The following is a 26,492-nucleotide window of genomic DNA, read 5'->3' on the forward strand; positions in this document are numbered from 1 at the left end:
TGTTATTCTCCAATTAAATAAAGTTGTGAAGTCTGCAAGCCTAAAGTGGCTGCTTGTTGAAGCTGTAATTTGTCATCATCAAAAATTAGAACACTATTTGGCAGGAGATTTAGCCTTTTAAGGGCAAATTCATATTTGTTTGGTATGGATGGGCAAAATATTTTTTCTTTGAACAAATCGTGAAGATGATGATATTCAATAAGTGAGTTGGCTCGATTCTCATCAGCGTTACTAACGAGAAAAACATCTCGATTGCTATTTTTGAGCAATTGGAATAGAGTCTCATTAAGGATAGTTTGGTTTAGAAAAGAGTGATAAATTTTTTGTTTTTGAATAAAAATCTTTTGCTGCACAGATTCTGATAGTGATGTTAAATCTGTACGAGTAATCCTAAATTGATTATGCTTTGAAAAAAGTGTAGGGAATCCCAACGAATTGGCAGCAGATAAATACGCAGCATTATTAGCTGCATTCGTAAAAATAAGAGTGTTATCTAAGTCAACAAGGAAATTCCTGTAAGGAGAGTTCAAAATATCCTGTTGAGATATATTTGAGTAAGTCATAAAGATGGTGCATAATCACTATTTATTTGAATAATATAAAAAACATTCTTGTTTAGCCAGTTAGCAAAAGTTTAAAATCTATCCCAATAATTTAACCATCTATACAGAAAGTTCAGCCTATGGAAACCCACGAAAAAATCCGCCTGATGCGCGAATTGAACAAATGGTCGCAGGAGGATATGGCGGAAAAGCTGGCGATGTCGGCGGGCGGGTATGCCAAAATCGAACGGGGCGAGACGCAGTTGAATATCCCGCGTTTGGAGCAGTTGGCTCAGATTTTCAAAATCGATATGTGGGACTTGCTCAAATCGGGCGGCGGGATGGTGTTTCAGATTAATGAAGGTGATAGTGGTGGCGATATTGCGTTGTATGCGTCGGGTGATGTTTCGATGAAAATAGAATTTTTAAAAATGGAGTTGAAACATTGTAAAGAAATGTTGGAACAAAAAGACAAAGAAATCGAGCTGCTCCGCAAGCTGACCGAAACCGTTTAAACAGATATGCCGTCTGAAAAAAGTTTTCAGACGGCATATTCTTTGACAGGTCTTGTATAATACCGTTTGAACTTACAGGTTTTTGATTATGGCGGCAGGCAAACATACCAAACACAGCAACCAGGTACGCATTATCGGCGGGCAATGTCGGGGCAGGAAATTGAGTTTTGCATCCGCCGACGGTCTGCGTCCGACACCCGACAGCGTGCGTGAAAAGCTGTTTAACTGGCTGGGACAGGATTTGACGGGTAAAACGGTTTTGGATCTCTTCGGAGGCAGCGGCGCACTCGGTATGGAGGCGGCATCGCGTAATGCAAAACGGGTCGTGATTGCAGACAACAACCGTCAAACGGTACAAACCCTTGAGAAAAACAGTCACGAACTGGGTTTGGGTCAGGTGCAAATCGTCTGTTCGGACGGCATTGCCTATTTGACAAACCTAAAAGAGAAATTCGATGTCGTCTTCTTTGATCCGCCGTTTGCGTGGCAAAGTTGGGAAAGCCTTTTCAATGCATTGGGCGCACGCCTGAATGACGGTGCATACGTCTATATCGAGGCAGGCAGGCAGCCGGACAAACCTGCTTGGCTGACGGGATATAGAGAGGGGAAATCAGGGCAGAGTACATTCGAATTAAGGGTTTTCCAAGTGGCTGAATAATATGTGCTTGATTATCATTTTTGGTTTGTAAACATTCGTTTGCGTCAGCATGGTTTAAAAAAGCTTTGTGCTATAATCCGCGCCCGAACGGTTTTGATAATTTAGTGGAAAAGGAAAAGAAATGTCGCTCTTTATTACCGATGAGTGCATCAACTGCGACGTGTGCGAACCGGAATGCCCGAATGATGCAATCTCTCAAGGTGAGGAAATTTATGAAATCAACCCCAGCCTCTGTACGCAGTGCGTCGGACACTACGATGAGCCGCAGTGTCAGCAGGTTTGTCCGGTTGATTGCATCTTGATTGACGAAGAACACCCTGAAACCCATGATGAACTGATGGCGAAATACGAGAAGATAATTCAGTTTAAATAAATTAATTACTTTTAAAAACATAATATTATTTTTGTTTTAAGATAAAGTGAAAAAAAAACTTGACGGGGAAACGAGCCGCTAATAAACTAGCGCTCTCTTTTGGAGGGATTCCCGAGCGGTCAAAGGGGGCAGACTGTAAATCTGTTGCGAAAGCTTCGAAGGTTCGAATCCTTCTCCCTCCACCAAAATTCTTACTTGGGGCAGTAGCGAGTAATGCGGGTGTAGCTCAATGGTAGAGCAGAAGCCTTCCAAGCTTACGGTGAGGGTTCGATTCCCTTCACCCGCTCCAAACAATTAGGCCCATGTAGCTCAGGGGTAGAGCACTCCCTTGGTAAGGGAGAGGTCGGCAGTTCAAATCTGCCCATGGGCACCATCTTACTCAATTATTCATTTCTTTAAAGCTTAGATATAGGAAATTGCCATGGCTAAGGAAAAATTTGAACGTAGCAAACCGCACGTAAACGTTGGCACCATCGGTCACGTTGACCATGGTAAAACCACTCTGACTGCTGCTTTGACTACTATTTTGGCTAAAAAATTTGGTGGCGCTGCAAAAGCTTACGACCAAATCGACAACGCTCCTGAAGAAAAAGCCCGCGGTATTACCATTAATACCTCACACGTAGAATACGAAACCGAAACCCGCCACTACGCACACGTAGACTGCCCGGGTCACGCCGACTACGTTAAAAACATGATTACCGGTGCTGCCCAAATGGACGGTGCGATCTTGGTATGTTCCGCAGCTGACGGTCCTATGCCGCAAACTCGCGAACACATCCTGTTGGCCCGCCAAGTAGGTGTACCTTACATCATCGTGTTCATGAACAAATGCGACATGGTTGACGATGCCGAGCTGTTGGAGCTGGTTGAAATGGAAATCCGTGACTTGCTGTCAAGCTACGACTTCCCAGGTGACGACTGCCCGATCGTACAAGGTTCTGCACTGAAAGCCTTGGAAGGCGACGCAGCTTACGAAGAAAAAATCTTCGAATTGGCTGCTGCATTGGACAGCTACATCCCGACTCCTGAGCGTGCCGTGGACAAACCTTTCTTGTTGCCTATCGAAGACGTGTTCTCTATTTCCGGTCGCGGTACAGTAGTAACCGGTCGTGTAGAGCGTGGTATCATCCACGTTGGTGACGAGATCGAAATCGTAGGTCTGAAAGAAACTCAAAAAACCACTTGTACCGGTGTTGAAATGTTCCGCAAACTGCTGGACGAAGGTCAAGCTGGTGACAACGTAGGTGTATTGCTGCGTGGTACTAAACGTGAAGACGTAGAGCGTGGTCAAGTATTGGCTAAACCGGGTACTATCACTCCTCACACCAAGTTCAAAGCAGAAGTATACGTACTGAGCAAAGAAGAGGGTGGTCGTCACACTCCGTTCTTCGCTAACTACCGTCCACAATTCTACTTCCGTACTACCGACGTAACCGGCGCGGTTACTTTGGAAGAAGGTGTAGAAATGGTAATGCCGGGTGAGAACGTAACCATTACTGTAGAACTGATTGCGCCTATCGCTATGGAAGAAGGTCTGCGCTTTGCGATTCGCGAAGGTGGCCGTACCGTAGGTGCCGGCGTGGTTTCTTCTGTAATCGCTTAAGTTTAGAGGCCAATAGCTCAATTGGTAGAGTATCGGTCTCCAAAACCGAGGGTTGGGGGTTCGAGACCCTCTTGGCCTGCCAAATAAAAAAATTAACCGGCCTTGTGCTGGTTAATTTTTTTGTATTTATAATTCGGTAAATTCTCTTGCCATTTGTATGGATCAAGAAAAGTCAGATACTGTAGTGGGTAAATAATATGACAGAACATACGTCTGAGAAAAAGACTGCCAAGGTAGGTCAGTTGGTCGAGGGGAATAAGGAGCCTTCATCCAATATTGGTAGGGAAGGGCTCTTCGCATATTTCTCAAACTCTTGGTTAGAGTTTAAAAAAGTAGTTTGGCCCAAGCGAGAAGATGCTGTCAAAATGACTATGTTTGTTATAGTGTTTGTAGCTGTGCTTTCTATATTTATCTATGCGGCAGATACGGCAATCTCATGGTTATTTTTTGATGTGTTGCTGAGAAGGGAAGGTTAAAATGGCAAAAAAATGGTATGTTGTACAAGCGTATTCAGGATTTGAGAAGAATGTCCAACGAACATTGGAAGAGAGAATTGCCCGTGAGGAGATGGGAGATTATTTCGGACAAATTCTGGTGCCTGTAGAGAAAGTTGTTGATATTCGCAATGGTCGTAAGACTATTAGTGAAAGAAAGTCATATCCGGGGTATGTGTTGGTGGAAATGGAAATGACGGATGATTCTTGGTATCTTGTAAAGAGTACGCCTCGTGTTTCCGGATTTATCGGGGGAACGGCTAATAAACCCATGCCTATTAGCCAAAGAGAAGCTGAAATTATTTTGCAACAGGTTCAAACTGGTGCTGAGAAACCCAAACCAAAAATCGAATTTGAAGTTGGTCAGCAGATACGTGTAAATGAGGGGCCGTTTGCTGATTTTAATGGTGTTGTTGATGAAGTTAATTATGAGCGGAACAAGTTGCGTGTATCTGTTCAGATATTTGGTCGTGAAACACCTGTCGAGCTGGAGTTTGGGCAAGTTGAGAAGATTAACTAATTTTATACTTGAAAAATAAGTATTAAAACGATAAAATTAAAAATTAATTTGGGGAGCGGAAATGGTTCCGCGTTATACCCGTTTCTAGGAGTCCTATAAAAGTGGCAAAGAAAATTATCGGCTACATTAAACTGCAAATTCCTGCAGGTAAAGCCAATCCATCTCCCCCAGTTGGTCCTGCTTTGGGTCAACGTGGTTTGAATATCATGGAATTCTGTAAAGCATTTAATGCTGCAACCCAAGGTATGGAACCTGGTTTGCCAATTCCAGTCGTTATTACTGCATTTGCGGATAAATCATTCACTTTTGTGATGAAAACCCCGCCGGCTTCTATCTTGTTGAAAAAAGCTGCCGGTCTGCAAAAAGGTAGTTCTAATCCTCTGACTAACAAAGTGGGTAAACTGACCCGCGCTCAGTTGGAAGAAATTGCTAAAACTAAAGAGCCTGATTTGACTGCTGCTGACTTGGATGCTGCTGTTCGTACTATTGCCGGCTCTGCTCGTTCAATGGGTTTGGATGTGGAGGGTGTTGTATAATGGCTAAAGTATCTAAACGCTTGAAAGCTCTGCGCTCTTCTGTTGAAGCTAACAAACTGTACGCAATCGACGAAGCAATTGCTTTGGTTAAAAAAGCTGCTACTGCTAAATTTGACGAGTCTGTTGACGTGTCTTTCAACCTGGGTATTGACCCTCGTAAATCTGACCAAGTTATTCGTGGTTCAGTCGTTCTGCCTAAAGGTACCGGTAAAACAACTCGCGTAGCTGTATTTACTCAAGGTGCAAATGCAGATGCTGCTAAAGAAGCTGGTGCAGATATTGTCGGTTTTGAGGATCTGGCAGCTGAAATCAAAGCTGGTAACCTGAACTTTGACGTTGTTATTGCTTCTCCTGATGCAATGCGTATTGTTGGTCAGTTGGGTACCATCTTGGGTCCTCGTGGTCTGATGCCAAACCCCAAAGTAGGTACTGTTACTCCTAACGTTGCTGAAGCAGTTAAAAATGCAAAAGCAGGTCAAGTACAATACCGTACAGATAAAGCCGGTATCGTTCACGCAACTATCGGTCGTGCTTCTTTCGCTGAAGCTGACTTGAAAGAAAACTTCAATGCGTTGTTGGATGCTATCGTCAAAGCTAAACCTGCTGCTGCTAAAGGTCAGTATCTGAAAAAAGTTGCTGTATCCAGCACTATGGGTTTGGGTGTTCGCGTTGATACTGCAAGCGTGAACAACTAAGAAATTTTCAGGTAATCCGGTTTTCTGGATTATCTGAATTTGGGCTACTTAAAATTAAGTAGATGTCCAAGACCGTAGGGATCGTAAGATTTAATTGTAACTGCCCTACGCAGACGGTAGTCCTGAAACACATTGCAAGATTGCTTGTAAGATGTCTTTTTAGGTTACCGCGCTGGTGGGATATCATTTCGGTATCCTGTTTATAAACAGTGGGAGGTAGACCTTGAGTCTCAATATTGAAACCAAGAAAGTGGCCGTAGAGGAAATTAGCGCAGCAATTGCTAACGCTCAAACTCTCGTAGTCGCTGAATATCGCGGTATCAGTGTTTCCAGCATGACTGAGCTTCGTGCGAATGCACGTAAAGAAGGCGTTTACTTGCGCGTTCTGAAAAATACTCTGGCTCGTCGCGCAGTAGAGGGTACTTCATTCGCAGGTTTGGCTGATCAAATGGTTGGTCCGTTAGTTTACGCTGCTTCTGAAGATGCTGTTGCTGCTGCTAAAGTGCTGCACCAATTCGCGAAAAAAGATGACAAAATTGTCGTTAAAGCCGGTTCTTACAATGGTGAAGTAATGAATGCTGCTCAGGTTGCTGAGTTGGCTTCTATTCCAAGTCGCGAAGAGCTGTTGTCCAAACTGTTGTTCGTTATGCAAGCTCCTGTATCAGGCCTTGCGCGTGGTTTGGCTGCTTTGGCAGAGAAAAAAGCTGGCGAAGAAGCCGCTTAATCGATTTTGTTTCATTTAATCAATTATTTTTTAATACAATATTTGGAGTATAAATAGCATGGCTATTACTAAAGAAGACATTTTGGAAGCCGTTGGTTCTTTGACCGTAATGGAATTGAACGACCTGGTTAAAGCTTTTGAAGAAAAATTTGGTGTTTCTGCTGCTGCAGTTGCAGTTGCAGGTCCTGCTGGTGCTGGTGCAGCTGCTGCTGAAGAAAAAACTGAATTTGACGTAGTATTGGCTTCTGCCGGTGATCAAAAAGTTGGCGTGATTAAAGTTGTCCGCGCTATCACTGGTCTGGGTCTGAAAGAAGCTAAAGACATCGTTGACGGTGCACCTAAAACTCTGAAAGAAGGTGTTTCTAAAGCTGAAGCTGAAGACATCCAAAAACAACTGGAAGAAGCCGGCGCTAAAGTCGAAATCAAATAATTTGATGCTTCCTATGAAGGCTGGCAGTTTTCTGCCAGCCTTATTTTGCTTCTTAAAATAAACATCAGCCATTGTTTACATTTATTTGCATGGTCTTTATAAAATCATTGCAAATAAATGTAAATATCAGATTGATGCATACCGTTTTTCAGACGGCCTATTATTTAAAATTGCTTTTCGGAGTGTATATGAGCTATTCGTTTACCGAGAAAAAACGTATCCGTAAGAGTTTTGCAAAGCGAGAGAATGTTTTAGATGTTCCTTTCCTGCTGGCAACCCAAATTGATTCTTATGCGAAATTTTTGCAGCTGGAAAATGCTTTTGACCAACGCACTGATGATGGTCTGCAAGCAGCATTTAATTCTATTTTCCCGATTGTGAGCCATAACGGTTATGCGCGCTTGGAGTTTGTGCATTACACATTGGGCGAGCCTTTGTTCGATATTCCTGAATGCCAATTGCGCGGTATTACTTATGCTGCTCCATTGCGTGCCCGTATCCGTTTGGTAATTTTGGATAAAGAAGCATCTAAGCCGACTGTAAAAGAAGTTCGTGAAAACGAAGTGTATATGGGCGAAATACCATTGATGACGCCAAGTGGCTCTTTTGTTATCAATGGTACGGAGCGCGTGATTGTTTCCCAGCTGCACCGTTCTCCCGGCGTGTTTTTTGAGCATGACCGTGGTAAAACACATTCTTCCGGTAAGCTGTTGTTCTCTGCTCGTATTATTCCTTACCGTGGTTCATGGTTGGATTTCGAATTTGATCCGAAAGATTTGCTGTATTTCCGTATCGACCGCCGTCGTAAAATGCCGGTTACGATTTTGTTGAAAGCTTTAGGCTACAACAATGAACAAATTTTGGATATTTTCTACGACAAAGAAACTTTCTATTTGTCTTCAAACGGTGTTCAAACTGATCTGATTGCAGGCCGTCTGAAAGGTGAAACTGCCAAAGTTGATATCTTGGATAAAGAAGGCAATGTACTGGTTGCCAAGGGTAAACGCATTACTGCGAAAAATATCCGTGATATTACCAATGCAGGCTTGACTCGTCTGGATGTAGAGCCAGAAAGCCTGATAGGCAAAGCATTGGCTGCTGACCTGATTGATCCGGAAACCGGCGAAGTATTGGCTTCTGCTAACGATGAAATTACAGAAGAATTGTTGGCTAAACTTGATATCCATGGCGTAAAAGAAATTACGACCCTCTATATCAATGAATTGGATCAAGGCGGTTACATCTCCAGCACTCTGCGTACAGACGAAACTGCTGATCAGCAAGCTGCACGCGTAGCGATTTACCGCATGATGCGTCCTGGCGAACCGCCTACCGAAGAAGCTGTTGAGCAGCTCTTCAACCGCTTGTTCTTCAGTGAAGACAGCTATGATTTGTCTCGCGTAGGCCGTATGAAATTTAATACGCGTACATACGAGCAAAAACTGTCTGAAGCACAACAAAACTCTTGGTATGGCCGTTTGTTAAACGAAACTTTGGACGGAGCAGCTGAAAAAGGCGGTTACGTTCTGAGCGTTGAAGACATTGTTGCTTCCATTGCTACATTGGTTGAACTGCGTAACGGTCATGGCGAAGTAGACGATATTGACCACTTGGGTAATCGTCGTGTTCGTTCTGTGGGTGAGTTGACTGAAAACCAATTCCGCAGCGGTTTGGCTCGTGTAGAACGTGCAGTTAAAGAGCGTTTAAACCAAGCAGAATCTGAGAACTTGATGCCGCATGACTTGATCAATGCGAAACCTGTTTCTGCCGCGATTAAAGAATTCTTCGGTTCTAGCCAATTGAGCCAATTTATGGATCAGACCAACCCATTGTCTGAAGTAACCCATAAACGCCGTGTATCTGCATTGGGCCCGGGCGGTTTGACTCGCGAACGTGCAGGCTTTGAGGTGCGAGACGTACATCCGACCCACTATGGCCGTGTATGTCCTATTGAAACACCTGAGGGTCCAAACATTGGTTTGATCAACTCATTGTCCGTTTATGCGCGTACCAATGATTATGGCTTCTTGGAAACACCTTACCGCCGTGTTGTCGATGGCAAAGTAACTGAAGAAATCGACTACTTGTCTGCTATCGAAGAAGGCCGTTATGTGATTGCACAGGCAAATGCCGATTTGGACAAAGACGGTAATTTGATTGGCGACTTGGTCACTTGTCGTGAAAAAGGCGAAACCATTATGGCAACGCCTGACCGCGTTCAATATATGGACGTGGCAACCGGTCAAGTAGTATCCGTTGCAGCATCTCTGATTCCATTCTTGGAACATGATGATGCGAACCGTGCATTGATGGGTGCCAACATGCAACGTCAGGCCGTACCGTGTCTGCGCCCTGAAAAACCGATGGTTGGTACCGGTATCGAGCGCTCTGTTGCCGTTGACTCTGCAACTGCAATCGTTGCCCGTCGCGGCGGTGTGGTTGAGTATGTAGATGCCAACCGCGTTGTGGTTCGTGTTCATGACGATGAAGCGACTGCAGGTGAAGTGGGTGTCGATATTTACAACTTGGTTAAATTCACCCGTTCTAACCAATCTACCAACATCAACCAACGTCCGGCCGTAAAAGCAGGCGATGTGTTGCAACGTGGTGACTTGGTGGCCGACGGTGCATCTACTGACTTGGGCGAGTTGGCTTTGGGTCAAAACATGACCATCGCCTTCATGCCATGGAACGGTTACAACTACGAAGACTCGATTCTGATTTCCGAAAAAGTGGCAGCGGACGATCGTTATACTTCGATTCACATTGAAGAGTTGAACGTTGTTGCACGTGACACTAAATTGGGTGCAGAAGACATCACTCGCGATATTCCGAACTTGTCCGAACGTATGCAAAACCGTTTGGATGAATCCGGTATCGTATACATCGGTGCAGAAGTAGAAGCTGGTGACGTCTTGGTAGGTAAAGTAACGCCTAAAGGTGAAACCCAACTGACTCCTGAAGAAAAACTGCTGCGAGCCATCTTCGGTGAAAAAGCATCTGACGTAAAAGATACTTCATTGCGTATGCCTACCGGCATGAGCGGTACCGTTATCGACGTCCAAGTCTTTACCCGTGAAGGTATCCAACGCGATAAACGTGCTCAATCCATTATTGATTCTGAATTGAAACGTTACCGTCAAGATTTGGGCGATCAATTGCGTATTTTCGATAATGACGCATTCGACCGTATCGAACGTATGATTGTGGGTCAAAAAGCCAATGGTGGTCCAATGAAGCTGGCTAAAGGCAGCGAAATCACTACCGAATATTTGGCAAGCCTGTCCAGCAAACATGATTGGTTTGATATCCGTCTGGCTGACGAAGACTTGGCCAAACAGTTGGAACTGATTAAATTGAGCCTGCAACAAAAACGCGAAGAAGCGGATGAGTTGTATGAGATCAAGAAGAAAAAACTGACCCAAGGCGACGAGCTGCAACCGGGCGTACAAAAAATGGTGAAAGTATTTATCGCCATCAAACGCCGTCTGCAAGCCGGTGACAAAATGGCGGGTCGCCACGGTAACAAAGGTGTGGTATCACGCATTCTGCCAGTTGAAGACATGCCTTACATGGCTGACGGCCGTCCGGTAGACATCGTACTGAACCCGTTGGGCGTACCTTCCCGTATGAACATCGGTCAAATTTTGGAAGTTCACTTGGGTTGGGCGGCAAAAGGTATCGGCGAACGCATCGACCGTATGCTGAAAGAGCAACGCAAAGCCAGCGAGCTGCGTGAGTTCTTGAACAAACTCTACAACGGCAGCGGTAAGAAAGAAGATTTGGACAGCCTGACAGATGAAGAAATCATCGAATTGGCTTCTAACCTGCGCAAAGGTGCATCTTTCGCATCTCCTGTATTCGACGGTGCGAAAGAGTCTGAAATCCGCGAAATGTTGAATTTGGCTTACCCAAGCGAAGATCCTGAGGTTGAGAAACTGGGCTTCAACGACAGTAAAACTCAAATCACGTTGTATGACGGCCGTTCAGGCGAAGCATTTGACCGCAAGGTTACAGTCGGTGTGATGCACTATCTGAAACTGCACCACTTGGTTGACGAAAAAATGCACGCCCGTTCTACCGGTCCATACAGTCTGGTTACCCAGCAGCCTTTGGGCGGTAAAGCTCAGTTCGGTGGCCAACGTTTCGGTGAGATGGAGGTTTGGGCATTGGAAGCATACGGTGCGGCATACACGCTGCAAGAGATGCTGACAGTGAAGTCTGACGACGTGAACGGCCGTACCAAAATGTACGAAAACATCGTCAAAGGCGAACACAAAATCGATGCCGGTATGCCTGAATCCTTCAACGTATTGGTTAAAGAGATTCGCTCACTGGGCTTGGATATCGATTTGGAACGCTACTAAACAGAAGTTTTCAGACGGCCTTTTAAGGTCGTCTGAAAAAGCGGTTTCAGAATAAGAATGAAGCAATCGGCATTTAGGCCGTCTGAAATCAAAAGTATCGTTTCTCAATATCGAAAATCCGCCATGCGGTAAAAATACTTCCTTCAAGGAGCAAAAATGAATTTGTTGAACTTATTTAATCCGTTGCAAACTGCCGGCATGGAAGAAGAGTTTGATGCCATCAAAATCGGTATTGCCTCTCCCGAAACCATCCGCTCATGGTCTTACGGCGAAGTTAAAAAACCTGAAACCATCAACTACCGTACGTTCAAACCTGAGCGCGACGGTTTGTTCTGCGCCAAAATCTTTGGCCCGGTCAAAGACTATGAATGTTTGTGCGGTAAATACAAACGCTTGAAATTTAAAGGCGTAACCTGTGAAAAATGTGGCGTAGAAGTGACCCTGTCCAAAGTACGCCGCGAACGCATGGGCCACATTGAATTGGCTGCACCAGTTGCACACATTTGGTTCTTGAAATCCCTGCCTTCCCGCTTGGGTATGGTACTGGACATGACTTTGCGCGACATCGAACGCGTATTGTACTTTGAAGCATTTGTGGTAACCGATCCCGGCATGACTCCGTTGCAACGTCGTCAATTGTTGACTGAAGACGATTACTACAACAAACTGGACGAATACGGCGATGACTTTGATGCCAAAATGGGTGCAGAAGGTATCCGCGAATTGCTGCGCACCTTGGATATTACCGGTGAAATCGAAATCCTTCGTCAAGAGCTGGAATCTACCGGTTCTGACACCAAAATCAAAAAAATCGCCAAACGTTTGAAAGTATTGGAAGCCTTCCACCGTTCCGGTATGAAACTGGAATGGATGATTATGGACGTGCTGCCGGTATTGCCGCCTGATTTGCGTCCGTTGGTTCCATTAGATGGCGGTCGTTTTGCCACTTCCGATTTGAACGATTTATACCGTCGCGTCATCAACCGTAACAACCGTCTGAAACGACTGCTGGAACTGCACGCTCCTGACATCATTGTTCGCAATGAAAAACGTATGTTGCAAGAAGCGGTTGACTCGCTGTTGGATAACGGCCGTCGCGGTAAAGCCATGACCGGTGCCAACAAGCGTCCACTGAAATCATTGGCAGACATGATTAAAGGTAAGGGCGGTCGTTTCCGCCAAAACCTGCTGGGTAAACGTGTGGACTACTCCGGTCGTTCCGTGATTACCGTAGGTCCATACCTGCGTCTGCACCAATGCGGTCTGCCGAAAAAAATGGCTTTGGAACTGTTCAAACCGTTCATTTTCCATAAACTGGAAAAACAAGGTTTGGCATCTACCGTTAAAGCAGCGAAAAAATTGGTAGAACAAGAAGTACCGGAAGTATGGGACATCTTGGAAGAAGTCATTCGCGAACATCCTATTATGCTGAATCGTGCGCCGACCCTGCACCGTTTGGGTATTCAAGCGTTTGAACCCATCCTGATTGAAGGTAAAGCCATTCAGCTGCATCCGTTGGTATGTGCCGCGTTTAACGCCGACTTTGACGGTGACCAAATGGCGGTACACGTTCCATTGAGCTTGGAAGCGCAAATGGAAGCGCGCACCCTGATGCTGGCTTCAAACAATGTATTGTCTCCTGCTAACGGCGAACCGATTATCGTACCTTCCCAAGACATTGTATTGGGTCTGTACTACATGACCCGCGACCGCATCAATGCCAAAGGTGAGGGCAGTCTGTTTGCTGATGTGAAAGAAGTGCATCGTGCATACCATACCAAACAGGTTGAGCTGGGTACAAAAATCACCGTACGTCTGCGCGAATGGGTGAAAAACGAAGCAGGTGAGTTTGAACCTGTCGTTACCCGCTACGAAACAACCGTCGGCCGTGCATTGTTGAGCGAAATCCTGCCTAAAGGCTTGCCGTTCGAATACATCAACAAGGCACTGAAGAAAAAAGAAATTTCCAAGCTGATTAACGCGTCGTTCCGCCTGTGCGGCTTGCGCGATACGGTTATTTTCGCCGACCACTTGATGTACACCGGTTTCGGATTTGCAGCCAAAGGCGGTATTTCCATTGCTGTTGACGACATGGAAATTCCAAAAGAAAAAGCGGCCTTGTTGGCTGAAGCCAATGCCGAGGTTAAAGAAATCGAAGACCAATACCGTCAAGGTTTGGTAACCAACGGTGAACGCTACAACAAAGTGGTGGATATTTGGGGTCGTGCCGGCGATAAAATTGCTAAAGCGATGATGGATAACTTGTCCAAACAAAAAGTTATCGATCGTGATGGCAACGAAGTCGATCAAGAGTCATTCAACTCCATCTACATGATGGCTGACTCCGGTGCCCGTGGTTCTGCGGCTCAGATTAAACAGTTGTCCGGTATGCGCGGTTTGATGGCAAAACCTGACGGCTCGATTATTGAAACGCCGATTACCTCAAACTTCCGCGAAGGTCTGACCGTATTGCAATACTTTATTGCGACCCACGGTGCGCGTAAGGGTTTGGCGGATACCGCATTGAAAACCGCAAACTCCGGTTACCTGACCCGTCGTCTGGTAGACGTAACTCAAGACTTGGTCGTTGTTGAAGACGATTGCGGTACTTCAGACGGCTTTGTCATGAAGGCAGTCGTACAAGGCGGTGATGTGATTGAAGCATTGCGCGATCGTATTTTGGGTCGTGTTACCGCGTCTGACGTTGTCGATCCGTCAAGTGGCGAGACCTTGGTTGAAGCCGGTACGTTGTTGACTGAAAAACTGGTGGATATGATTGACCAATCCGGTGTCGATGAAGTCAAAGTCCGTACTCCGATTACTTGTAAAACCCGCCATGGCTTGTGTGCGCACTGTTATGGTCGCGACTTGGCACGCGGTAAACTGGTTAACGCCGGTGAGGCAGTTGGTGTGATTGCTGCACAATCCATTGGTGAACCAGGTACTCAGCTGACTATGCGCACGTTCCACATCGGTGGTGCGGCATCTCGTGCGGCGGCAGCCAGCCAAGTAGAAGCCAAATCCAATGGTACAGCACGTTTCAGCAGCCAAATGCGTTATGTTGCCAACAACAAAGGCGAATTGGTTGTCATCGGCCGCTCTTGCGAAGTCGTTATCCATGATGACATCGGTCGCGAACGTGAACGTCACAAAGTACCTTACGGTGCAATCCTGCTGGTACAAGACGGCGCGGCCATTAAAGCCGGCCAAACGTTGGCAACTTGGGATCCGCATACCCGTCCGATGATTACCGAACACGCAGGTTGGGTGAAATTCGAAAACGTGGAAGAGGGTGTAACCGTTGCCAAACAAACTGACGATGTAACCGGTTTGTCCACTTTGGTGGTGATTGACGGTAAACGCCGTTCCAGCAGCGCATCCAAACTGCTGCGTCCGACTGTGAAACTGTTGGATGAAAACGGTCTGGAAATCTGTATCCCGGGTACTTCCACTCCGGTATCTATGGCATTCCCTGTGGGCGCTGTGATTACCGTACGCGAAGGTCAGGAAATCGGTAAAGGTGACGTATTGGCGCGTATCCCGCAAGCCTCTTCCAAAACCCGCGATATTACCGGCGGTCTGCCGCGCGTTGCCGAGCTGTTTGAAGCACGCGTGCCGAAAGATGCAGGTATGCTGGCGGAAATCACCGGTACCGTTTCATTCGGTAAAGAGACCAAAGGCAAGCAACGTCTGATTATCACTGACGTGGACGGTGTAGCATACGAGACTTTGATTTCCAAAGAGAAACAAATTCTGGTACACGACGGTCAAGTGGTAAACCGCGGTGAAACCATTGTGGACGGAGCTGTTGATCCGCATGATATTCTGCGTCTGCAAGGTATTGAAGCACTGGCACGCTACATTGTTCAAGAGGTGCAAGAGGTTTACCGTCTGCAAGGTGTGAAGATTTCCGATAAACACATCGAAGTCATCATCCGTCAGATGCTGCGCCGTGTGAATATTGTCGATTCAGGCGAAACTGAATTTATTACCGGCGAACAAGTGGAACGTGGCGATGTCATGACAGCCAATGAAAAAGCTTTGGAAGAAGGCAAAGAGCCGGCACGTTACGAAAACGTATTGTTGGGTATTACCAAAGCCTCCCTGTCTACCGACAGCTTCATTTCTGCTGCATCGTTCCAAGAAACGACCCGCGTTCTGACCGAAGCTGCCATCATGGGCAAACAAGACGAGTTGCGTGGTCTGAAAGAGAACGTGATTGTCGGTCGTTTGATTCCTGCCGGTACCGGTTTGACTTACCACCGCAGCCGTCATCAACAATGGCAAGAGGTGGAGCAGGAGACTGCTGAAACCCAAGTAACGGATGAATAATCTTTGGTGCGTTTATTCAATAAAAAACCGCAAGCTTTAAACTTGCGGTTTTTCTTTCAGACGGCATTTAAATTATTAGTGATTTCCTTTCTGGTAATAGTTGTTTATGAGTATAAGGGACCTAAATGTTTATCTGAAAAAAGAAAAATGATGAATTTTCCTAATCTTGCGCTTGACTGTATGCTTGCAATAAAAATATAATTCCACTCTTGTCGACATGGTGTCGGCAAGTATTTAACTCAACAGGACGAGAAAATATGCCAACTATCAACCAATTGGTACGCAAAGGCCGTCAAAAGCCTGTGTACGTAAACAAAGTGCCTGCACTGGAAGCTTGCCCGCAAAAACGTGGCGTGTGTACCCGTGTATACACAACTACCCCTAAAAAACCTAACTCTGCATTGCGTAAAGTGTGTAAAGTTCGCCTGACCAACGGTTTTGAAGTCATTTCATACATCGGTGGTGAAGGCCACAACTTGCAAGAGCACAGTGTCGTATTGATTCGCGGCGGTCGTGTAAAAGACTTGCCAGGTGTACGTTACCACACTGTACGCGGTTCTTTGGATACTGCAGGTGTTAAAGACCGTAAACAAGCCCGTTCTAAATACGGTGCTAAGCGTCCTAAATAATTATCGGGACTCAAATAGGCACGTCGGCCGCCTAAGCTGAACAACGGCCGAGTAAGTGAATACTCAATTGGGTATTCATGGGAATTGACCCAACTGAATAGATTAAAGGAAATTAAAATGCCAAGACGTAGAGAAGTCCCTAAGCGCGACGTACTGCCAGATCCTAAATTCGGCAGCGTTGAGCTGACTAAATTCATGAACGTATTGATGATTGACGGTAAAAAATCTGTTGCAGAACGTATTGTTTACGGTGCGCTGGAACAAATTGAGAAAAAAACCGGCAAAGTAGCAATCGAAGTATTTAACGAAGCCATTGCAAACGCCAAACCTATCGTGGAAGTGAAAAGCCGCCGTGTAGGTGGTGCAAACTACCAAGTTCCTGTTGAAGTTCGTCCTTCACGCCGTTTGGCTTTGGCAATGCGCTGGGTTCGTGACGCGGCCCGTAAACGTGGTGAGAAATCTATGGACCTGCGTTTGGCAGGCGAATTGATTGATGCGGCTGAAGGTCGTGGCGGTGCGTTGAAAAAACGTGAAGAAGTACACCGCATGGCTGAAGCCAACAAAGCATTCTCTCACTTCCGTTTCTAATTTTGAAAGGCTAATAAAATGGCTCGTAAGACCCCGATCAGCCTGTACCGTAACATCGGTATTTCCGCCCATATTGACGCGGGTAAAACCACTACTACAGAACGTATTTTGTTCTATACCGGTTTGACTCACAAGTTGGGCGAGGTACATGATGGCGCGGCTACTACCGACTACATGGAACAAGAGCAAGAGCGTGGTATTACCATTACCTCTGCTGCCGTAACTTCCTACTGGTCCGGTATGGCGAAACAATTCCCTGAACACCGCTTCAACATCATCGATACCCCGGGACACGTTGACTTTACCGTAGAGGTAGAGCGTTCTATGCGTGTATTGGATGGTGCGGTAATGGTTTACTGTGCGGTGGGTGGTGTTCAACCTCAATCCGAAACCGTATGGCGTCAAGCTAACAAATACCAAGTACCACGCTTGGCGTTTGTAAACAAAATGGACCGTCAAGGTGCAAACTTCTTCCGTGTTGTCGAGCAAATGAAAACCCGTTTGCGTGCAAACCCAGTGCCTATTGTTATTCCGGTGGGTGCAGAAGACAGTTTCACCGGTGTTGTTGACCTGCTGAAAATGAAATCCATCATTTGGAATGAGGCCGATAAAGGTACGACCTTTACTTATGGCGACATTCCTGCCGAATTGGTTGAAACTGCCGAGGAATGGCGTCAAAACATGATTGAAGCCGCAGCAGAAGCCAGTGAAGAATTGATGGATAAATACTTGGGTGGCGATGAGCTGACCGAAGAAGAAATCGTAGGTGCATTGCGTCAACGTACTTTAGCAGGTGAAATCCAACCTATGTTGTGCGGTTCTGCATTTAAAAACAAAGGTGTTCAACGTATGTTGGACGCAGTTGTAGAGTTGTTGCCTGCTCCTACCGATATTCCTCCGGTTCAAGGTGTTAACCCTAACACTGAAGAAGCTGACAGCCGTCAAGCCAGCGATGAAGAGAAATTCTCTGCATTGGCGTTCAAAATGTTGAACGACAAATATGTTGGTCAATTGACCTTTATCCGCGTTTACTCTGGCGTTGTGAAATCCGGTGATACCGTATTGAACTCAGTAAAAGGTACTCGTGAACGTATCGGCCGTTTGGTACAAATGACTGCTGCAGACCGTACTGAAATCGAAGAAGTACGCGCTGGTGATATTGCAGCCGCTATCGGTCTGAAAGACGTTACTACCGGTGAAACCCTGTGTGCTGAAAGCGCACCAATTATCTTGGAACGCATGGAATTCCCTGAGCCGGTAATCCATATTGCCGTTGAGCCGAAAACCAAAGCCGACCAAGAGAAAATGGGTATTGCCCTGAACCGTCTAGCTAAAGAAGACCCTTCTTTCCGTGTCCGTACAGACGAGGAATCCGGTCAAACCATTATTTCCGGTATGGGTGAGCTGCACTTGGAAATTATTGTAGACCGTATGAAACGTGAATTCGGTGTGGAAGCGAATATCGGTGCGCCTCAAGTGGCTTACCGCGAAACCATCCGCAAAGAAGTTGAAGCTGAATACAAACACGCCAAACAATCTGGTGGTAAAGGTCAATACGGTCACGTTGTGATCAAAATGGAACCTATGGAACCGGGTGGTGCAGGCTACGAATTTATCGACGAAATTAAGGGTGGTGTGATTCCTCGCGAATTTATTCCGTCTGTCGATAAAGGTATCCGCGATACCCTGCCTAACGGTATCGTTGCAGGTTACCCAGTAGTTGACGTACGCGTACGTTTGATCTTCGGTTCCTCACACGATGTCGACTCCTCTCAACTGGCCTTCGAATTGGCTGCTTCTCAAGCCTTCAAAGAAGGTATGCGTAAAGCCAATCCTGCTCTGCTTGAGCCAATCATGGCAGTTGAAGTGGAAACCCCTGAAGAATACATGGGTGACGTAATGGGTGACTTGAACCGTCGTCGTGGCGTTGTATTGGGTATGGATGATGACGGTATCGGCGGTAAGAAAGTCCGTGCCGAAGTACCTCTGGCAGAAATGTTCGGTTACTCAACCGACCTGCGTTCTGCAACCCAAGGCCGCGCTACTTACTCCATGGAGTTCAAAAAATACGCTGAAGCTCCTGCTCACGTAGCTGCTGCTGTAACTGAAGCCCGCAAAGGCTAATCAGAAAAGGCCGTCTGAAACTGAAAATAAATTTTCAGACGGCCATTGTTCTTTAATCGATCTTTATATGTAAAGGAATTAGCTCATGGCTAAGGAAAAATTTGAACGTAGCAAACCGCACGTAAACGTTGGCACCATCGGTCACGTTGACCATGGTAAAACCACTCTGACTGCTGCTTTGACTACTATTTTGGCTAAAAAATTTGGTGGCGCTGCAAAAGCTTACGACCAAATCGACAACGCTCCTGAAGAAAAAGCCCGCGGTATTACCATTAATACCTCACACGTAGAATACGAAACCGAAACCCGCCACTACGCACACGTAGACTGCCCGGGTCACGCCGACTACGTTAAAAACATGATTACCGGTGCTGCCCAAATGGACGGTGCGATCTTGGTATGTTCCGCAGCTGACGGTCCTATGCCGCAAACTCGCGAACACATCCTGTTGGCCCGCCAAGTAGGTGTACCTTACATCATCGTGTTCATGAACAAATGCGACATGGTTGACGATGCCGAGCTGTTGGAGCTGGTTGAAATGGAAATCCGTGACTTGCTGTCAAGCTACGACTTCCCAGGTGACGACTGCCCGATCGTACAAGGTTCTGCACTGAAAGCCTTGGAAGGCGACGCAGCTTACGAAGAAAAAATCTTCGAATTGGCTGCTGCATTGGACAGCTACATCCCGACTCCTGAGCGTGCCGTGGACAAACCTTTCTTGTTGCCTATCGAAGACGTGTTCTCTATTTCCGGTCGCGGTACAGTAGTAACCGGTCGTGTAGAGCGTGGTATCATCCACGTTGGTGACGAGATCGAAATCGTAGGTCTGAAAGAAACTCAAAAAACCACTTGTACCGGTGTTGAAATGTTCCGCAAACTGCTGGACGAAGGTCAAGCTGGTGACAACGTAGGTGTATTGCTGCGTGGTACTAAACGTGAAGACGTAGAGCGTGGTCAAGTATTGGCTAAACCGGGTACTATCACTCCTCACACCAAGTTCAAAGCAGAAGTATACGTACTGAGCAAAGAAGAGGGTGGTCGTCACACTCCGTTCTTCGCTAACTACCGTCCACAATTCTACTTCCGTACTACCGACGTAACCGGCGCGGTTACTTTGGAAGAAGGTGTAGAAATGGTAATGCCGGGTGAGAACGTAACCATTACTGTAGAACTGATTGCGCCTATCGCTATGGAAGAAGGTCTGCGCTTTGCGATTCGCGAAGGTGGCCGTACCGTAGGTGCCGGCGTGGTTTCTTCTGTAATCGCTTAATTGAAGGATATTGATAAATGGCAAACCAAAAAATCCGTATCCGCCTGAAAGCTTATGATTACAGCCTGATTGATCGTTCTGCCCAAGAAATTGTTGAAACTGCAAAACGTACTGGTGCCGTTGTAAAAGGCCCGATTCCGTTGCCGACTAAAATCGAGCGCTTCAACATTCTGCGTTCTCCACACGTGAATAAAACTTCTCGTGAACAATTGGAAATCCGCACCCACTTGCGCCTGATGGACATCGTGGATTGGACTGATAAAACTACTGAAGCACTAATGAAGCTGGACTTACCTGCAGGTGTTGATGTAGAAATCAAAGTTCAATAATCAGGACTACTGAGAATCCCCAAGCAATAAATGCTTGGGGATTTTTTATTTTATGCCGTTTGAAAATATGCGGTGGAATAACAGATTCAAGACAAAACGGTAAAATTAAAGAAGTACATGCCAAAGAAGTCGGTTTATTTTTTGTTTCAAAAATTTTCAGACGGCATTACCCAATATTTTTTAGTGAACAAAACAGGATATGTTTTATCCATCGCCTTTCGAAGGCTTGCCCTATAATCGACTTGGTTTTGGTACTGCTTGACGGCGGCTCCTGGGACTTGGGGACATCATACGAACTGATTAACAATGTAATCATCAATACATTGAAGAAGAGCAGGGAAGGTCGTATAGACCGGTTGCTTGTTGCGATTAATCAGTGTGATATGGCGATGAAAGGGTGGAATTGGGATGCGGAAGCCGTCCGTCCGAACGCCGCCTTGGAAAACTTTTTGGAGGAGAAAGTGTGTTCGAGACGTATATGCCGTCTGAAAAACGGGTGATTGTGGCAGAGAGGATTAATGTGGAAGAAATCGAACGAGATACCAGCCGCCGCAAACAGGAGGAGCGGTAAGAAATCGACAGCAGTATCGGCAGTGTGCTGGAGAAAATATTGGGGGCTGCGGGAGGCTCGGTTAAAGAAGTTGTTTCAACGATAGCGAGCGGCGTTGGGACGTTGATCGGCGGTGCTGCAAAAGCGATTGGAGGGATGATTAGCACGTTTGCCTCTTGGTTTGGCTGGTAGGGGTGCATATGCATCGTTAACGTATTTCTGAAATCGGGCAAAAGGTCACAGCAGTTGCTTTCCGTCCTTTGGATGTCTTGCTTGTCGGTACGACAGGTGTCAGCGAGTCTTCAATCTTAAATGTTTTCATCTCAAAGAAATAATGGATGCAGTCATCAACCATATTCCGGTTTGTCGAAGAAAGATGGATACGCTGTGATGATTGGATACAGGCCTTTTTAAAGAGTCCGACCCTATGCCGTCTGAAGATTCAAAACGCTTCAGGCGGCATATTTAAGATATTTTTGTTGATATTTCTTTGACTTGTCAGATATAATGTCTGACTTGGTACATTCGTTCCAAGTTTAACTTTGTCTGAAAGACAGGCCAATCGTAGCCTGTCCCTTTACTTTAAAAGGAAAATAATCATGACTTTAGGTCTGGTTGGGCGCAAAGTTGGTATGACCCGCGTGTTCGACGAACAAGGTGTTTCTGTTCCGGTAACCGTTTTGGATATGTCTGCCAACCGCGTTACACAAGTAAAATCCAAAGATGCTGACGGCTATACTGCCGTTCAAGTTACCTTTGGTCAGAAGAAAGCTAACCGTGTCAATAAAGCTGAAGCTGGACACTTTGCAAAAGCAGGTGTTGAAGCCGGTCGCGGTTTGATTGAGTTTGCTTTGACTGAAGAAAAACTGGCTGAATTGAAGGCCGGTGACGAAATTACCGTTTCTATGTTTGAAGTCGGTCAACTGGTTGATGTAACCGGTACCTCTAAAGGTAAAGGTTTCTCCGGTACAATCAAACGTCATAACTTCGGTGCTCAACGTACTTCTCACGGTAACTCCCGTTCTCACCGTGTTCCAGGCTCTATCGGGATGGCGCAAGACCCGGGTCGCGTGTTCCCTGGTAAACGCATGGCTGGTCAATACGGTAACACCAAAGCAACTGTCCAAAAACTGGAAGTTGTACGTGTTGATGCAGAACGCCAACTGCTGTTGGTCAAGGGTGCTGTTCCAGGTGCGGTCAACAGCGATGTTGTAGTTCGTCCTAGCGTGAAAGTAGGTGCGTAATGGAATTGAAAGTAATTGACGCTAAAGGACAAGTCTCAGGCAGTCTATCTGTTTCTGATGCTTTGTTCGCTCGCGAATACAATGAAGCGTTGGTTCATCAGCTGGTAAATGCCTACCTGGCAAACGCCCGCTCTGGTAACCGCGCTCAAAAAACCCGTGCCGAAGTAAAACATTCAACCAAAAAACCATGGCGTCAAAAAGGTACCGGCCGTGCACGTTCCGGTATGACTTCTTCTCCGCTGTGGCGTAAAGGTGGTCGCGCGTTCCCGAACAAACCTGACGAAAACTTCACTCAAAAAGTAAACCGTAAAATGTACCGTGCTGGTATGGCGACTATTCTGTCCCAATTGGCTCGTGACGAGCGTTTGTTTGCTATCGAAGCGTTGACTGCTGAAACTCCTAAAACCAAAGTTTTTGCTGAACAAGTGAAAAATCTGGGTCTGGAGCAAGTGTTGTTTGTAACCAAACAGCTCGACGAGAATGTTTACTTGGCTTCACGCAACTTGCCAAACGTGTTGGTTTTGGAAGCTCAACAAGTTGATCCTTACAGCTTGCTGCGTTACAAAAAAGTAATCATCACTAAAGATGCAGTTGCACAATTAGAGGAGCAATGGGTATGAATCAACAACGTTTGACTCAAGTGATTTTGGCACCTATCGTTTCTGAAAAAAGCAACGTATTGGCTGAAAAACGCAACCAAATGACGTTTAAAGTCTTGGCAAATGCAACCAAACCTGAAATCAAAGCTGCTGTTGAGCTGCTGTTTGGTGTTCAAGTTGCTTCTGTAACTACCGTTACAACTAAAGGCAAAACTAAGCGTTTTGGTCGTACTTTGGGCCGCCGCAGCGATGTTAAAAAAGCTTATGTAAGCTTGGCAGCCGGTCAAGAGTTGGATTTGGAAGCCGCTGCTGCAGCTGCAGATAAGGAATAAACAAAATGGCAATCGTTAAAATGAAGCCAACTTCTGCAGGCCGTCGCGGCATGGTTCGCGTGGTAACAGAAGGTTTGCACAAAGGTGCGCCTTATGCACCTTTGCTCGAAAAGAAAAATTCTACTGCCGGTCGTAACCATAATGGTCATATCACCACCCGTCATAAAGGCGGCGGTCATAAACACCATTACCGTGTTGTAGACTTTAAACGTAACAAAGACGGTATCCCTGCAAAAGTAGAGCGTATCGAATACGATCCTAACCGCACTGCCTTTATTGCATTGTTGTGCTATGCAGACGGCGAACGTCGCTACATCATCGCTCCTCGCGGTATTCAAGCCGGTGCTGTATTGGTTTCCGGTGCTGAAGCTGCCATCAAAGTAGGTAACACCCTGCCGATCCGCAATATTCCCGTTGGTACGACTATCCACTGTATCGAAATGAAACCTGGTAAAGGTGCACAAATTGCACGTTCTGCCGGTGCTTCTGCGGTATTGCTGGCTAAAGAAGGCGCATACGCTCAAGTCCGTCTGCGCTCTGGCGAAGTTCGTAAAATCAACGTAAATTGCCGTGCAACCATCGGTGAAGTCGGTAACGAAGAGCAAAGCCTGAAGAAAATCGGTAAAGCCGGTGCTAATCGTTGGCGCGGTATTCGTCCGACCGTTCGTGGTGTTGTCATGAACCCTGTCGATCACCCGCATGGTGGTGGTGAAGGTCGTACCGGTGAAGCTCGCGAACCGGTTAGCCCATGGGGTACTCCTGCTAAAGGCTACCGCACTCGTAATAACAAACGCACGGATAACATGATTGTTCGTCGTCGTTACTCAAATAAAGGTTAATTAGTATGGCTCGTTCATTGAAAAAAGGCCCATATGTAGACCTGCATTTGCTGAAAAAAGTAGATGCTGCTCGTGCAAGCAACGATAAGCGCCCGATTAAAACTTGGTCTCGTCGTTCTACCATTCTGCCTGATTTTATCGGTCTGACCATTGCTGTACACAACGGCCGCACTCATGTGCCCGTGTTTATCAGTGATAACATGGTTGGTCATAAATTAGGTGAATTCTCATTGACCCGTACCTTTAAAGGCCACCTGGCTGATAAAAAGGCTAAAAAGAAATAAGGTGAATCATGAGAGTAAATGCACAACATAAAAATGCCCGTATCTCTGCTCAAAAGGCTCGTTTGGTAGCTGATTTGATTCGTGGTAAAGACGTTGCCCAAGCTTTGAATATTTTGACTTTCAGTCCTAAAAAAGGTGCTGAGTTGATTAAAAAAGTATTGGAATCAGCTATTGCTAATGCTGAGCACAATAACGGTGCTGACATTGATGAGTTGAAAGTAGTAACTATCTTTGTTGACAAAGGTCCAAGCTTGAAACGTTTCCAAGCTCGTGCCAAAGGTCGCGGTAACCGCATTGAAAAACAAACTTGTCATATCAATGTGACAGTGGGCAACTAAGGAAAAGCTATGGGACAAAAGATTAACCCTACAGGCTTTCGCCTGGCGGTAACTAAAGACTGGGCTTCAAAATGGTTTGCTAAAAGCACCGACTTTTCTGCTGTTTTGAAACAAGATATTGATGTTCGTAACTACCTGCGTAAAAAATTGGCGAATGCTTCTGTTGGTCGCGTAGTTATTGAACGTCCTGCAAAATCTGCACGTATTACCATCCATTCCGCCCGTCCAGGCGTAGTAATTGGTAAAAAAGGTGAGGATATCGAAGTTCTGAAACGTGATTTGCAAGCCTTGATGGGTGTGCCTGTTCATGTGAATATTGAAGAAATCCGTAAACCTGAATTGGATGCACAAATTATTGCTGATGGTATTGCTCAGCAATTGGAAAAACGCGTTCAATTCCGCCGTGCTATGAAACGTGCTATGCAAAATGCTATGCGTTCAGGAGCAAAAGGTATCAAGATTATGACCTCAGGTCGTCTGAATGGTGCGGATATTGCTCGTAGCGAATGGTATCGTGAAGGTCGTGTACCTCTGCATACTTTGCGTGCAAACGTAGATTATGCGACTAGCGAAGCTCATACCACTTATGGCGTGCTGGGTCTGAAAGTTTGGGTTTATACTGAAGGTAATGTGAAGACTTCAGCTAAACCTGAGCATGAAAAGAAACAAAGAAAGGCAGGTGGACGTAATGCTGCAGCCAACTAGACTGAAATACCGCAAGCAACAAAAAGGTCGCAATACTGGTATTGCTACTCGCGGTAACAAAGTAAGTTTCGGTGAGTTCGGTTTGAAAGCCGTTGGTCGTGGTCGTTTGACTGCCCGCCAGATCGAAGCTGCTCGTCGTACGATGACTCGCCACATTAAACGTGGTGGTCGTATTTGGATTCGTGTATTCCCTGACAAACCAATTACTGAGAAACCTATTCAAGTTCGTATGGGTGGCGGTAAAGGTAACGTGGAATATTACATTGCCGAAATCAAACCAGGCAAAGTGTTGTATGAAATGGATGGTGTTCCAGAGGCTTTGGCTCGTGAAGCATTTGAATTAGCTGCTGCCAAATTGCCTATTCCTACGACCTTTGTAGTAAGACAGGTAGGTCAATAATGAAAGCAAATGAATTGAAAGACAAATCTATTGAGCAATTAAATGCAGATTTGTTGGACTTGTTGAAGGCTCAATTTGGCTTACGTATGCAAAATGCAACTGGTCAGTTGGGTAAACCAAGTGAATTAAAACGTGTACGTCGCGATATTGCTCGTATTAAAACCATTTTAACTGAAAAAGGTGCTAAGTAATGAGCGAAAATAAAAATGTTCGTACTTTGCAAGGCAAAGTGGTAAGCGACAAGATGGACAAAACCGTTACGGTATTGGTTGAACGTAAAGTAAAACATCCTCTGTACGGTAAAATTATCCGTTTATCAACTAAAATCCATGCCCATGATGAAAGTAATCAATATGGGATTGGTGATGTAGTAGTAATTGCGGAGACTCGTCCACTGTCAAAAACCAAATCTTGGGTTGTTAAAGAACTGGTTGAGAAGGCACGTGCTGTTTAGAAATTAAGACAGTTA

General features: G+C 45.8%; 28 protein-coding genes, 4 tRNA genes and 1 pseudogene. 32 read left to right on the plus strand and 1 reads right to left on the minus strand.

Annotated elements, in window-relative coordinates; genetic code table 11:
• Positions 1 to 2 precede the first annotated feature (2 nt).
• On the minus strand, positions 3 to 563 hold the full coding sequence (locus BBW69_RS08100) for an HAD family hydrolase (RefSeq protein ID WP_188210999.1): 561 nt from the start codon (positions 561 to 563) through the stop codon (positions 3 to 5).
• A gap of 119 nt (positions 564 to 682) precedes the next feature.
• On the opposite strand from BBW69_RS08100, the gene BBW69_RS08105 reads away from it, so the two are divergent.
• The 32 genes and pseudogenes from BBW69_RS08105 (at position 683) to rpsQ (ending at position 26,477) form a co-directional block, all read left to right on the plus strand.
• The gene (locus BBW69_RS08105; RefSeq protein WP_188211000.1) at positions 683 to 1,057 is read left to right on the plus strand and encodes a helix-turn-helix transcriptional regulator; all 375 of its coding nucleotides are present in this window, start codon (positions 683 to 685) and stop codon (positions 1,055 to 1,057) included.
• A gap of 88 nt (positions 1,058 to 1,145) precedes the next feature.
• Positions 1,146 to 1,715 (plus strand): 16S rRNA (guanine(966)-N(2))-methyltransferase RsmD, encoded by a 570-nt coding sequence (gene rsmD, locus BBW69_RS08110; RefSeq protein ID WP_188211001.1) that lies wholly within the window; start codon positions 1,146 to 1,148, stop codon positions 1,713 to 1,715.
• A 121-nt stretch (positions 1,716 to 1,836) separates the two neighbouring features.
• Positions 1,837 to 2,088 carry a YfhL family 4Fe-4S dicluster ferredoxin gene (locus tag BBW69_RS08115; RefSeq protein ID WP_003677924.1) on the plus strand — a complete coding sequence of 84 codons (252 nt, stop codon included), beginning with the start codon at positions 1,837 to 1,839 and terminating at the stop codon, positions 2,086 to 2,088.
• Between the two features lie 101 nt (positions 2,089 to 2,189).
• Positions 2,190 to 2,273: transfer RNA gene (locus tag BBW69_RS08120), tRNA-Tyr, on the plus strand.
• Positions 2,274 to 2,303: 30 nt separating this feature from the next.
• Positions 2,304 to 2,377: transfer RNA gene (locus BBW69_RS08125), tRNA-Gly, on the plus strand.
• A gap of 9 nt (positions 2,378 to 2,386) precedes the next feature.
• Positions 2,387 to 2,461 (plus strand) — tRNA-Thr (locus tag BBW69_RS08130).
• Between the two features lie 48 nt (positions 2,462 to 2,509).
• Positions 2,510 to 3,694 (plus strand): elongation factor Tu, encoded by a 1,185-nt coding sequence (gene tuf, locus BBW69_RS08135; RefSeq protein ID WP_002215366.1) that lies wholly within the window; start codon positions 2,510 to 2,512, stop codon positions 3,692 to 3,694.
• A 6-nt stretch (positions 3,695 to 3,700) separates the two neighbouring features.
• A tRNA-Trp gene (locus BBW69_RS08140) sits at positions 3,701 to 3,776 on the plus strand.
• Positions 3,777 to 3,891: 115 nt separating this feature from the next.
• Positions 3,892 to 4,170, plus strand: a complete 279-nt coding sequence (gene secE / locus BBW69_RS08145) for a preprotein translocase subunit SecE (protein ID WP_003677922.1) — start codon at positions 3,892 to 3,894, stop codon at positions 4,168 to 4,170.
• A 1-nt stretch (position 4,171) separates the two neighbouring features.
• The gene (gene nusG, locus BBW69_RS08150) at positions 4,172 to 4,708 is read left to right on the plus strand and encodes a transcription termination/antitermination protein NusG (protein ID WP_003677920.1); all 537 of its coding nucleotides are present in this window, start codon (positions 4,172 to 4,174) and stop codon (positions 4,706 to 4,708) included.
• Between the two features lie 101 nt (positions 4,709 to 4,809).
• Complete coding sequence (gene rplK, locus BBW69_RS08155; protein ID WP_002220151.1) at positions 4,810 to 5,244, plus strand: 50S ribosomal protein L11; 435 nt, start codon at positions 4,810 to 4,812, stop codon at positions 5,242 to 5,244.
• Entirely contained in the window at positions 5,244 to 5,939 is a 696-nt protein-coding gene (gene rplA, locus BBW69_RS08160; protein WP_188211002.1) for a 50S ribosomal protein L1, read from the plus strand. The genes rplK and rplA overlap by 1 nt, the downstream gene beginning before the upstream one ends.
• Positions 5,940 to 6,162: 223 nt before the next feature.
• A complete protein-coding gene (gene rplJ, locus BBW69_RS08165) occupies positions 6,163 to 6,663 on the plus strand; it encodes a 50S ribosomal protein L10 (RefSeq protein WP_003677917.1) in 501 nt (166 codons plus the stop codon).
• Between the two features lie 58 nt (positions 6,664 to 6,721).
• Positions 6,722 to 7,093, plus strand: a complete 372-nt coding sequence (gene rplL / locus BBW69_RS08170; RefSeq protein ID WP_003677916.1) for a 50S ribosomal protein L7/L12 — start codon at positions 6,722 to 6,724, stop codon at positions 7,091 to 7,093.
• 188 nt (positions 7,094 to 7,281) lie between these two features.
• Positions 7,282 to 11,460: a DNA-directed RNA polymerase subunit beta gene (gene rpoB / locus BBW69_RS08175; protein WP_188211003.1), complete on the plus strand. Its 4,179-nt coding sequence runs from the start codon at positions 7,282 to 7,284 to the stop codon at positions 11,458 to 11,460.
• Positions 11,461 to 11,616: 156 nt separating this feature from the next.
• On the plus strand, positions 11,617 to 15,792 hold the full coding sequence (gene rpoC, locus BBW69_RS08180; RefSeq protein ID WP_188211004.1) for a DNA-directed RNA polymerase subunit beta': 4,176 nt from the start codon (positions 11,617 to 11,619) through the stop codon (positions 15,790 to 15,792).
• A gap of 257 nt (positions 15,793 to 16,049) precedes the next feature.
• Positions 16,050 to 16,421: a 30S ribosomal protein S12 gene (gene rpsL / locus BBW69_RS08185; RefSeq protein ID WP_002218431.1), complete on the plus strand. Its 372-nt coding sequence runs from the start codon at positions 16,050 to 16,052 to the stop codon at positions 16,419 to 16,421.
• Positions 16,422 to 16,538: 117 nt separating this feature from the next.
• Positions 16,539 to 17,009: a 30S ribosomal protein S7 gene (gene rpsG, locus BBW69_RS08190; RefSeq protein WP_002240962.1), complete on the plus strand. Its 471-nt coding sequence runs from the start codon at positions 16,539 to 16,541 to the stop codon at positions 17,007 to 17,009.
• 18 nt (positions 17,010 to 17,027) lie between these two features.
• Positions 17,028 to 19,133, plus strand: coding sequence for an elongation factor G (gene fusA / locus BBW69_RS08195; protein ID WP_003677908.1), 2,106 nt, complete (start codon positions 17,028 to 17,030; stop codon positions 19,131 to 19,133).
• An 85-nt stretch (positions 19,134 to 19,218) separates the two neighbouring features.
• Positions 19,219 to 20,403, plus strand: a complete 1,185-nt coding sequence (gene tuf, locus BBW69_RS08200) for an elongation factor Tu (RefSeq protein WP_002215366.1) — start codon at positions 19,219 to 19,221, stop codon at positions 20,401 to 20,403.
• 17 nt (positions 20,404 to 20,420) lie between these two features.
• Positions 20,421 to 20,732, plus strand: a complete 312-nt coding sequence (gene rpsJ / locus BBW69_RS08205; RefSeq protein WP_003675871.1) for a 30S ribosomal protein S10 — start codon at positions 20,421 to 20,423, stop codon at positions 20,730 to 20,732.
• 233 nt (positions 20,733 to 20,965) lie between these two features.
• Positions 20,966 to 21,474, plus strand: a pseudogene (locus BBW69_RS08210) (GTPase family protein); the annotation flags it as partial.
• A 407-nt stretch (positions 21,475 to 21,881) separates the two neighbouring features.
• A complete protein-coding gene (gene rplC / locus BBW69_RS08215; protein ID WP_003675875.1) occupies positions 21,882 to 22,526 on the plus strand; it encodes a 50S ribosomal protein L3 in 645 nt (214 codons plus the stop codon).
• Positions 22,526 to 23,146: a 50S ribosomal protein L4 gene (gene rplD, locus BBW69_RS08220; protein WP_002218573.1), complete on the plus strand. Its 621-nt coding sequence runs from the start codon at positions 22,526 to 22,528 to the stop codon at positions 23,144 to 23,146. Before rplC ends, rplD begins: the two co-directional genes overlap by 1 nt.
• Complete coding sequence (gene rplW, locus BBW69_RS08225; protein ID WP_002231529.1) at positions 23,143 to 23,457, plus strand: 50S ribosomal protein L23; 315 nt, start codon at positions 23,143 to 23,145, stop codon at positions 23,455 to 23,457. Before rplD ends, rplW begins: the two co-directional genes overlap by 4 nt.
• A gap of 5 nt (positions 23,458 to 23,462) precedes the next feature.
• Entirely contained in the window at positions 23,463 to 24,296 is an 834-nt protein-coding gene (gene rplB, locus BBW69_RS08230) for a 50S ribosomal protein L2 (RefSeq protein WP_003675876.1), read from the plus strand.
• Between the two features lie 5 nt (positions 24,297 to 24,301).
• Positions 24,302 to 24,580: a 30S ribosomal protein S19 gene (rpsS, locus tag BBW69_RS08235; RefSeq protein ID WP_002215422.1), complete on the plus strand. Its 279-nt coding sequence runs from the start codon at positions 24,302 to 24,304 to the stop codon at positions 24,578 to 24,580.
• An 8-nt stretch (positions 24,581 to 24,588) separates the two neighbouring features.
• Positions 24,589 to 24,918 carry a 50S ribosomal protein L22 gene (gene rplV, locus BBW69_RS08240; RefSeq protein ID WP_003675877.1) on the plus strand — a complete coding sequence of 110 codons (330 nt, stop codon included), beginning with the start codon at positions 24,589 to 24,591 and terminating at the stop codon, positions 24,916 to 24,918.
• 9 nt (positions 24,919 to 24,927) lie between these two features.
• A complete protein-coding gene (rpsC, locus tag BBW69_RS08245) occupies positions 24,928 to 25,623 on the plus strand; it encodes a 30S ribosomal protein S3 (protein WP_003675878.1) in 696 nt (231 codons plus the stop codon).
• Positions 25,607 to 26,023 (plus strand): 50S ribosomal protein L16, encoded by a 417-nt coding sequence (gene rplP, locus BBW69_RS08250; protein ID WP_003675880.1) that lies wholly within the window; start codon positions 25,607 to 25,609, stop codon positions 26,021 to 26,023. The genes rpsC and rplP overlap by 17 nt, the downstream gene beginning before the upstream one ends.
• Positions 26,023 to 26,214, plus strand: a complete 192-nt coding sequence (rpmC, locus tag BBW69_RS08255) for a 50S ribosomal protein L29 (protein WP_003675882.1) — start codon at positions 26,023 to 26,025, stop codon at positions 26,212 to 26,214. The genes rplP and rpmC overlap by 1 nt, the downstream gene beginning before the upstream one ends.
• Complete coding sequence (gene rpsQ / locus BBW69_RS08260) at positions 26,214 to 26,477, plus strand: 30S ribosomal protein S17 (RefSeq protein ID WP_003675883.1); 264 nt, start codon at positions 26,214 to 26,216, stop codon at positions 26,475 to 26,477. Before rpmC ends, rpsQ begins: the two co-directional genes overlap by 1 nt.
• The last annotated feature ends 15 nt before the right edge of the window (positions 26,478 to 26,492 follow it).

It is taken from the genome of Neisseria sp. RH3002v2f, from assembly GCF_014596375.1.
Classification (GTDB): Bacteria; Pseudomonadota; Gammaproteobacteria; order Burkholderiales; family Neisseriaceae; genus Neisseria; species Neisseria cinerea.

Coding starts and splice junctions, on each gene's coding strand:
- rpsS (WP_002215422.1), top strand. CDS start 24,302: ATGGCTCGTTCATTGAAAAAAGGCCCATATGTAGACCTGCATTTGCTG.
- rplW (WP_002231529.1), top strand. CDS start 23,143: ATGAATCAACAACGTTTGACTCAAGTGATTTTGGCACCTATCGTTTCT.
- rplP (WP_003675880.1), top strand. CDS start 25,607: ATGCTGCAGCCAACTAGACTGAAATACCGCAAGCAACAAAAAGGTCGC.
- rpsL (WP_002218431.1), top strand. CDS start 16,050: ATGCCAACTATCAACCAATTGGTACGCAAAGGCCGTCAAAAGCCTGTG.
- BBW69_RS08100 (WP_188210999.1), bottom strand. CDS start 563: ATGACTTACTCAAATATATCTCAACAGGATATTTTGAACTCTCCTTAC.
- rplA (WP_188211002.1), top strand. CDS start 5,244: ATGGCTAAAGTATCTAAACGCTTGAAAGCTCTGCGCTCTTCTGTTGAA.
- rpoB (WP_188211003.1), top strand. CDS start 7,282: ATGAGCTATTCGTTTACCGAGAAAAAACGTATCCGTAAGAGTTTTGCA.
- BBW69_RS08115 (WP_003677924.1), top strand. CDS start 1,837: ATGTCGCTCTTTATTACCGATGAGTGCATCAACTGCGACGTGTGCGAA.
- rsmD (WP_188211001.1), top strand. CDS start 1,146: ATGGCGGCAGGCAAACATACCAAACACAGCAACCAGGTACGCATTATC.
- rplL (WP_003677916.1), top strand. CDS start 6,722: ATGGCTATTACTAAAGAAGACATTTTGGAAGCCGTTGGTTCTTTGACC.
- nusG (WP_003677920.1), top strand. CDS start 4,172: ATGGCAAAAAAATGGTATGTTGTACAAGCGTATTCAGGATTTGAGAAG.
- rplV (WP_003675877.1), top strand. CDS start 24,589: ATGAGAGTAAATGCACAACATAAAAATGCCCGTATCTCTGCTCAAAAG.
- rpsC (WP_003675878.1), top strand. CDS start 24,928: ATGGGACAAAAGATTAACCCTACAGGCTTTCGCCTGGCGGTAACTAAA.
- rpmC (WP_003675882.1), top strand. CDS start 26,023: ATGAAAGCAAATGAATTGAAAGACAAATCTATTGAGCAATTAAATGCA.
- rpsJ (WP_003675871.1), top strand. CDS start 20,421: ATGGCAAACCAAAAAATCCGTATCCGCCTGAAAGCTTATGATTACAGC.
- BBW69_RS08105 (WP_188211000.1), top strand. CDS start 683: ATGGAAACCCACGAAAAAATCCGCCTGATGCGCGAATTGAACAAATGG.
- rplC (WP_003675875.1), top strand. CDS start 21,882: ATGACTTTAGGTCTGGTTGGGCGCAAAGTTGGTATGACCCGCGTGTTC.
- rplD (WP_002218573.1), top strand. CDS start 22,526: ATGGAATTGAAAGTAATTGACGCTAAAGGACAAGTCTCAGGCAGTCTA.
- rplB (WP_003675876.1), top strand. CDS start 23,463: ATGGCAATCGTTAAAATGAAGCCAACTTCTGCAGGCCGTCGCGGCATG.
- tuf (WP_002215366.1), top strand. CDS start 2,510: ATGGCTAAGGAAAAATTTGAACGTAGCAAACCGCACGTAAACGTTGGC.
- fusA (WP_003677908.1), top strand. CDS start 17,028: ATGGCTCGTAAGACCCCGATCAGCCTGTACCGTAACATCGGTATTTCC.
- rpsG (WP_002240962.1), top strand. CDS start 16,539: ATGCCAAGACGTAGAGAAGTCCCTAAGCGCGACGTACTGCCAGATCCT.
- secE (WP_003677922.1), top strand. CDS start 3,892: ATGACAGAACATACGTCTGAGAAAAAGACTGCCAAGGTAGGTCAGTTG.
- rpsQ (WP_003675883.1), top strand. CDS start 26,214: ATGAGCGAAAATAAAAATGTTCGTACTTTGCAAGGCAAAGTGGTAAGC.
- tuf (WP_002215366.1), top strand. CDS start 19,219: ATGGCTAAGGAAAAATTTGAACGTAGCAAACCGCACGTAAACGTTGGC.
- rpoC (WP_188211004.1), top strand. CDS start 11,617: ATGAATTTGTTGAACTTATTTAATCCGTTGCAAACTGCCGGCATGGAA.